4 protein-coding genes are annotated in these 5,906 nt (G+C 53.6%); 2 read left to right on the forward strand and 2 right to left on the reverse strand.

The window, feature by feature from the left end:
• On the reverse strand, positions 1–419 hold a 419-nt coding region (locus tag ABSE61_RS36385; protein WP_423875984.1), incomplete at its 3' end, for a glycosyltransferase.
• A gap of 118 nt (positions 420–537) precedes the next feature.
• Positions 538–1,878 (reverse strand): GMC oxidoreductase, encoded by a 1,341-nt coding sequence (locus ABSE61_RS36390; protein WP_423875985.1) that lies wholly within the window; start codon positions 1,876–1,878, stop codon positions 538–540.
• Positions 1,879–2,545: 667 nt separating this feature from the next.
• Here ABSE61_RS36390 and ABSE61_RS36395 point away from each other — a divergent pair.
• Positions 2,546–3,970 carry a hypothetical protein gene (locus tag ABSE61_RS36395; RefSeq protein ID WP_423875986.1) on the forward strand — a complete coding sequence of 475 codons (1,425 nt, stop codon included), beginning with the start codon at positions 2,546–2,548 and terminating at the stop codon, positions 3,968–3,970.
• A gap of 307 nt (positions 3,971–4,277) precedes the next feature.
• A partial coding sequence (locus ABSE61_RS36400) for a GMC oxidoreductase (protein WP_423875987.1) occupies positions 4,278–5,906 on the forward strand: 1,629 nt, incomplete at its 3' end.

The following is a 5,906-nucleotide window of genomic DNA, read 5'->3' on the forward strand; positions in this document are numbered from 1 at the left end:
ACGGAAAATCCGCCATAAGCGTACAAAAAGAACAGCCGAACGATATTCGCGCGAAATACGTCGTCGGGGTAGCTGTCGTATGCATCCAAAAACCAGCCGAAGCGTTTTTTGATAAATTCGCGATTTTCAATCGTATTCCACAACACAAATGCGTAGCCGGCGTTTTTTTCGATGAAGCTCCACCGCCAGTACGAATAATTAGCCGAAAGGTTTGGTTTTGAGCTCCAGGTATGAAAAATGATTTTCGGTAGCCGCGCCTCGAGTTGCGCCGGCACGTCACCGGCCGGATCAAAATCGGCGATCGAATCCGGGGTGGAATTGTTTCTTTGCGGTGAGATTCCGTGGCCTTTGAAAACGTGCAATAGCAGCCGATACGAAATGGGATCGCAGATTGAAGCGAGAATTCGCTGCAGCCGCATACCCAAGTTCCTCACGGCTGACATCCGCGTCCGCCGAAAACGAGGCGAGACGCACCTGTGCCCCGCCAACGGGCCGTTCGAGAAGCTCCTTGATTCCGAGTGACCCAGCACAACAGCGTCATTTAGAATGGGCCCCCTTTCGGAGTTGGGCGCGAAGATGGTCGGCCAAACGAATCGCAAGTGCTACAATGGTCAAAGTCGGATTCGCATGTCCACCCGTCGGGAATACCGAGCAGCCACCGAAGTATAGATTACTAACACCGTGAGCGCGGCAATTCTCATTGACGACGCCGTCATGCGGATCTTTCGACATTCTGGTCGCGCCGATATGGTGGTAGGTGCCATAGAGGTCTTCGTTTCCAATCGGCATGTTACTGGTGAGCCACGGCTCGGCCTTGGCCTGCCCAAGTCCTAATTGCTTGAGCTCTCCCGCAATCAGGGTGTTGAAATAGCGTGCGGTTGCGCGTTCGATTTCGGCTATTCGCCAATTGACCTTCGCGCGATTCATTCCCAAGGCGTCCTTCTCGTGTGACAACGTTACCCGACTTTCTGGGTCTGGTTCCTGCTCTAGATCGACGATAATGGTCACCATGGGATTAGGAAGAATTGCCGGCTGTCCTAGAAATACCCGCCTTCCAAAGTTTGTCGTGACCGTCGGCGCGTCGCCTACCGCGTTGATGACGTCACGAAAAATTCCCTTGTAAGGCGTTCTCGATTTTAAGGCGCTCTTCAAGCGGGAGCCAGATTTCCAGGCTGATTCAGGCCGTGCCTCATAGTACATTGCCGCACTAGCGTTCACCAATCGCTGCTTGCGTTGGGCTTGCTCGGACAAAGCAAAGCCGATCTCGTACTGGGTCCCCCCGCGGCGATAAAACACCGAGAAGAGATTTTGTAGACGCTTTGCAGTATCTGGGGTCGTGTCGAGTGTCGCGACGAGACCGCGCGGGTGCTGTGCAAAATATCTTCCAAGATTATCGAATGCGTTGAGTTTGCTGACAACGCTGTCTGGCGCCTGAAGCGCGAGACGAACATTCTCGATTCCGCCGCAGCAAAGCACGAACGCTTTGGCTCGGATGGTGATCGAGTTTTTGTTCAGCGAGGTGACGGTGACGGCGTTGACAATCGATCCATCCTCATTTCCTTCGAAAGAAGTCAAATTCGCGTGCAACAAAACGTAGGTGTTCGGATCTTGCTGCAGCCGACGGCGATATTTTATGCCATGGTTGACATATTTGCGATAGCCCAATGGGGCGTATCGCCAGACAAAGGGGTTAATGTCTTCCGATTTAAACCCAGGCAACTTCATGGGCGCGGGAAGGGGGTCCGACGGCAACCACCTGTTCGGAAAGCTGTTAACGTCCTGGGCGCGGGCGTAATACGGATAAAGGTCGGAAAGGTCGATAGGCCATCCGGAGTGTCTTACCCAATCTCGCTGCTTAAAGTCGATGGGGTCGAGCATCGCGTTGCGGCCCCCCCAACGGATCACCGATCCGCCGAAGACGCGAGTCCGGCTCCGATCAATTCCTGTGCAATCGTCACCCCTGCGGGGCCGCCGCCCACAATGCACAGATCAACCGCAAGCATTTTTGCCGAAGCGAGTTCCCTCAAATCCTCAATCACCGCCGCGAACCCTCTCGATATTATGACTTAGTACGCAAGCCTGTTTCTTAAACATAATTCAATCAATATGTAACGTCGATTTAGGTCAGGTCAATTTGTTGTAAAAGTTAATCGCAAATATGGGTAATGACGATGCCTCATCGGGAAACGGCGAGGCGGTACCACTGCACGACCACAAAAAACGCGCGAAAGGCGTGTCAATGACCGCGGCAAACCATCACTACTCGCGCATTCCAAATGACAAATTCAGTTCGAACGGCCCGGCCCGATCAACATTGACAGCTAGACGAAATAGATGTTTTCCTCACATCGCAACGTTTTATCTTCAACCGTGAGTTAAAATCAGGTTCGGGTTGTTGCGTGGGTTCGGGCTGTTCGCGCGAGCGGGAATTTTAAGTAGTTTGGGTATTGATACGATACCGCGGTGTTTGAATTTGCCGGAAATGCCGAGAGGTGGCGATCCCACCTCACCGAAAATACAGCAGTTAGAAAATACGAGCAGTTACATGACAATCGAGCTAATTGGATTCATTGCACTCGGCTTTGGGCTGTTTAGCATTTTCTGCGAACCTGCCTTCATCGTCTATGTTTTTCTCTGTTCAACACTATTAGGTTCAGCGGCCGCTATCATTTTGGACTCACTCGGGGGCACCAATATATCGCCTGCCCATCTCTTGCTTGGATTTCTGACTTTCAAGCTGATAGGCAGCGGAAACTATGCCAAGAATTCGGCGCAGGGACTGACGTTCGGCCGTGCGGGATTTTGGCTGCTGCTGACACTGATATATGCCCTCATCTCGGCGTATGTCATGCCGCGGCTATTCCAGGGACAAACCTCGACCTTCCCGCTTCGCACCGTGACCGGTTCTGACAATACCGCGGCGAGCTTCGCGCTGGCTCCTGCCATGTCCAATCTAACGCAATCGATCTACTTCATCGGAGACTTTGTTTGCTTCATTGTCCTCTATGGATATGCGGGCACGCACGACGGCAGAAGGGTTCTAGGCAGCGCGGCGCTGGTCTGTACGGTCCTCAACCTGATCTTTGCAATGCTGGATCTGGTGACATTTTTTACGAATACCACAGAATTGCTGTCGTTCATTCGCAATGCCAACTATTCGTTGATAAACGACGACTCGATCGCAGGATTTAAGAGAATTGTCGGGTCCTTTATCGAGGCCTCCTCATTCGGCTCGGCCACGTTGGGATATTTCGCATTCAACAGCAAATTATGGCTGCTCGGCGTTCGTCCCGCCCTGACACTGCCTCTCGCGCTGTTGTCGCTTTGCGCGCTGGTATTTTCAACATCGACGACGGCTTACGTCGGCCTCGCCTTACTGCTTGCTTATCTTTATTTTGAGGTGTTAGCTTCTGCTGTGTTCCGAAAGATCACGTCTCAAGGTTTCCTGTTCATGATTGGCGGACCGATCATCGCAATAGTCGCTGTGATCCTCATTCTCCTCAATGATGCAGCTGCCGCCTATTTTTCCAGTCTGCTTGACACCTTGCTGTTCAATAAGTTGTCGACCAGTTCAGGAATCGAACGCTCGTTGTGGAACAGCCAGGGTATCCAGAATTTTTACGACACATTTGGGTTTGGAGTCGGTAATGGGAGTATGCGGGCGTCAAGTTTTGTGATTGGCGTCCTCGCCAGTCTTGGCGCCATTGGGACGCTGATTTTCAGTCTGTTCTTCGTGCGGCTTCTGTTTAGCGACAAACGCGGCGGCGAATCCGATCCACTCAATAGCGCCTATCGGCAGGCAGCCAAATCGACCTGTATCGCATGGCTTATCACGGCCAGCACCTCCGGTGGACTTATTGACCTCGGATTGCCATTTTTCGTTTTTGCCGCAATGGCGTGTTCGCAGCTGTCGAGCCTCGAGCGACCGAGGAATCGAGCAGTTTCGGTTTTAACCGCAAGAGCCGCCTAAAGGCTCAACGCTGGTCTGCAGCGTGCAAAACCCAGCCGTTTAGGCTATCGCGTGGTCTCGTGGCGTCCCGCCTGGACACCCGAGCTAGCTGAATGGTCCAGTGTGCTTGGAGGCATGGCATGAGCTTGCCGTTATCATTAACGATGAAAAGCCATTCGACCATGCGGCATGGTGCAATTGGAACGCCTCGATCGGCTATAACAAGTCCTTGGATTAGGCGGGTTGGCCGGCGCGGCGGCCTTTGGCATTAATGCGAAAGCAAACGAGCCGGTGAGGTACGAGCAAAGGATGGCGGGGATGGCCTATCGTGATTGAGGATTTGCAGCAGTTCGAGAGCGGGAAGTCGCTGGCGTTCGATCTTTGCGTGGTGGGCGCCGGACCCGCCGGAATAACGATCGCCAACGAACTCATCGGCAGCGGTATTCGCCTTTGTCTCGTGGAGTCAGGAGGCTTCGGTGACGAACCCGAAACCCAGGCGCTCTACCAAGGGGATAACGTTGGGCATTCGGTGACCCTTGATGAGGGACGCTACCGCGTATTCGGTGGCTCTGCCACAGGCACCACAACCCCCCATCGTCCCGCGTGGGGCGGCCGATGTGCCATGCTCGATCCGATCGATTTTGAGACGCGGCAATGGGTCCCGAAATCAGGATGGCCGATCGATCTCGAAACCCTTCGCCCCTATTACGAAAGGTCAAAGCGCGCGAATAATTTTCTGGAACCATGGCTACCTGATGATGCTGTGCCCGCCACCCTCGGGGTCGAACTGCCGGAGTTTCATTCGCAGGACGTCAACCCGTTCGTATGGCGGATTGCGCCGGCCGAGACGCCGCCGTCGGCGTGGAAGTCGGCAGGTCCTCGGAAGCGGTTCGATTGGGGGCGAGCTTATCGTCAGAAACTTCAGGCCGATCCGGACGTGCATGTTCTCCTGCATGCAAATCTGACGAGCTTTGTAGGAAGTGCCGACGGCTCGTCTATCGAAACGATCACGGTGTCTTCGCTAAAGCATGTGTCGATGACCATCGCGGCGAAGGCGTTCGTATTGTGTTGCGGCGGGATTGAGAACGCTCGTGTTCTGCTCAATGCGCCACAGAACATCGTGAAGAGGGTAAACGAATTTGACAATCTTGGTCGATACCTCGCGCAACATCCGCGAGGGTGTATCGCAACGCTGGAAACGACACCTCAGACTGACAAACGGTTGCAGAATCTGTTCACTGATTTCTTGAGACCTGATGACGTTCAATACGAACTCGGCTTTGCCCTGTCGGAACAGGCACAGCGCAAGCATGGTCTTTTGAACGCCAGCGCGGCGATTTATTACGCCGCTGGACCGGAATCGCCTTGGCGATCGGGAGCACGATTGCAAGATGCGGTCAGAACAAGAAAACCCTATCAGGGGATATTGCGGGATGTCGCAAATGTCTTGGGTAGCGCGGACTCTGTTGCCGCAAACACTTGGCGGCGAGTTCGCGGTCGAGCGCTGCTTTTTCCAGATCCGTTGGTGTCGATTTTGATCGATTTAGAGCAGGCGCCAAATCCGCAAAGTCGGGTGACGCTATCGGACATGAAGGACTCATTGGGGATGAACCGGGCCAAAGTAGATTGGCGCATCTCTGAAATTGAACGAACCACGGCGAGGCACTTTAGTGACTACATTGGCGACGTATTGCAAAGGCTTGGACTGGGAAAGGCTCAGCCCTCGGCCTGGTTGGGTAGCGATTTGCCTGTTCAAAACGATGAGCTTTACGGAACCTTTCACTTTATTGGCACGACCAGAATGTCGCGCGATCCACGCGATGGGGTAGTTGACGAGAACTGCCGCTCCCATGGCATTGATAATTTGTATTTTGCGGGTTGTTCGGTGTTTCCGACCGGTGGACATGCAAATCCGACGCTCACGATTGTGGCCCTCGCTATTCGTCTGGCCGATCAT

It is taken from the genome of Bradyrhizobium sp. (assembly GCF_049519115.1).
In the GTDB taxonomy this organism is placed as follows: Bacteria; Pseudomonadota; Alphaproteobacteria; order Rhizobiales; family Xanthobacteraceae; genus Bradyrhizobium.

What these genes read in the sequence shown, in the direction of transcription:
- ABSE61_RS36390 (WP_423875985.1), bottom strand. Translation starts at nt 1,878, where the DNA reads ATGCTCGACCCCATCGACTTTAAGCAGCGAGATTGGGTAAGACACTCC.
- ABSE61_RS36395 (WP_423875986.1), top strand. Translation starts at nt 2,546, where the DNA reads ATGACAATCGAGCTAATTGGATTCATTGCACTCGGCTTTGGGCTGTTT.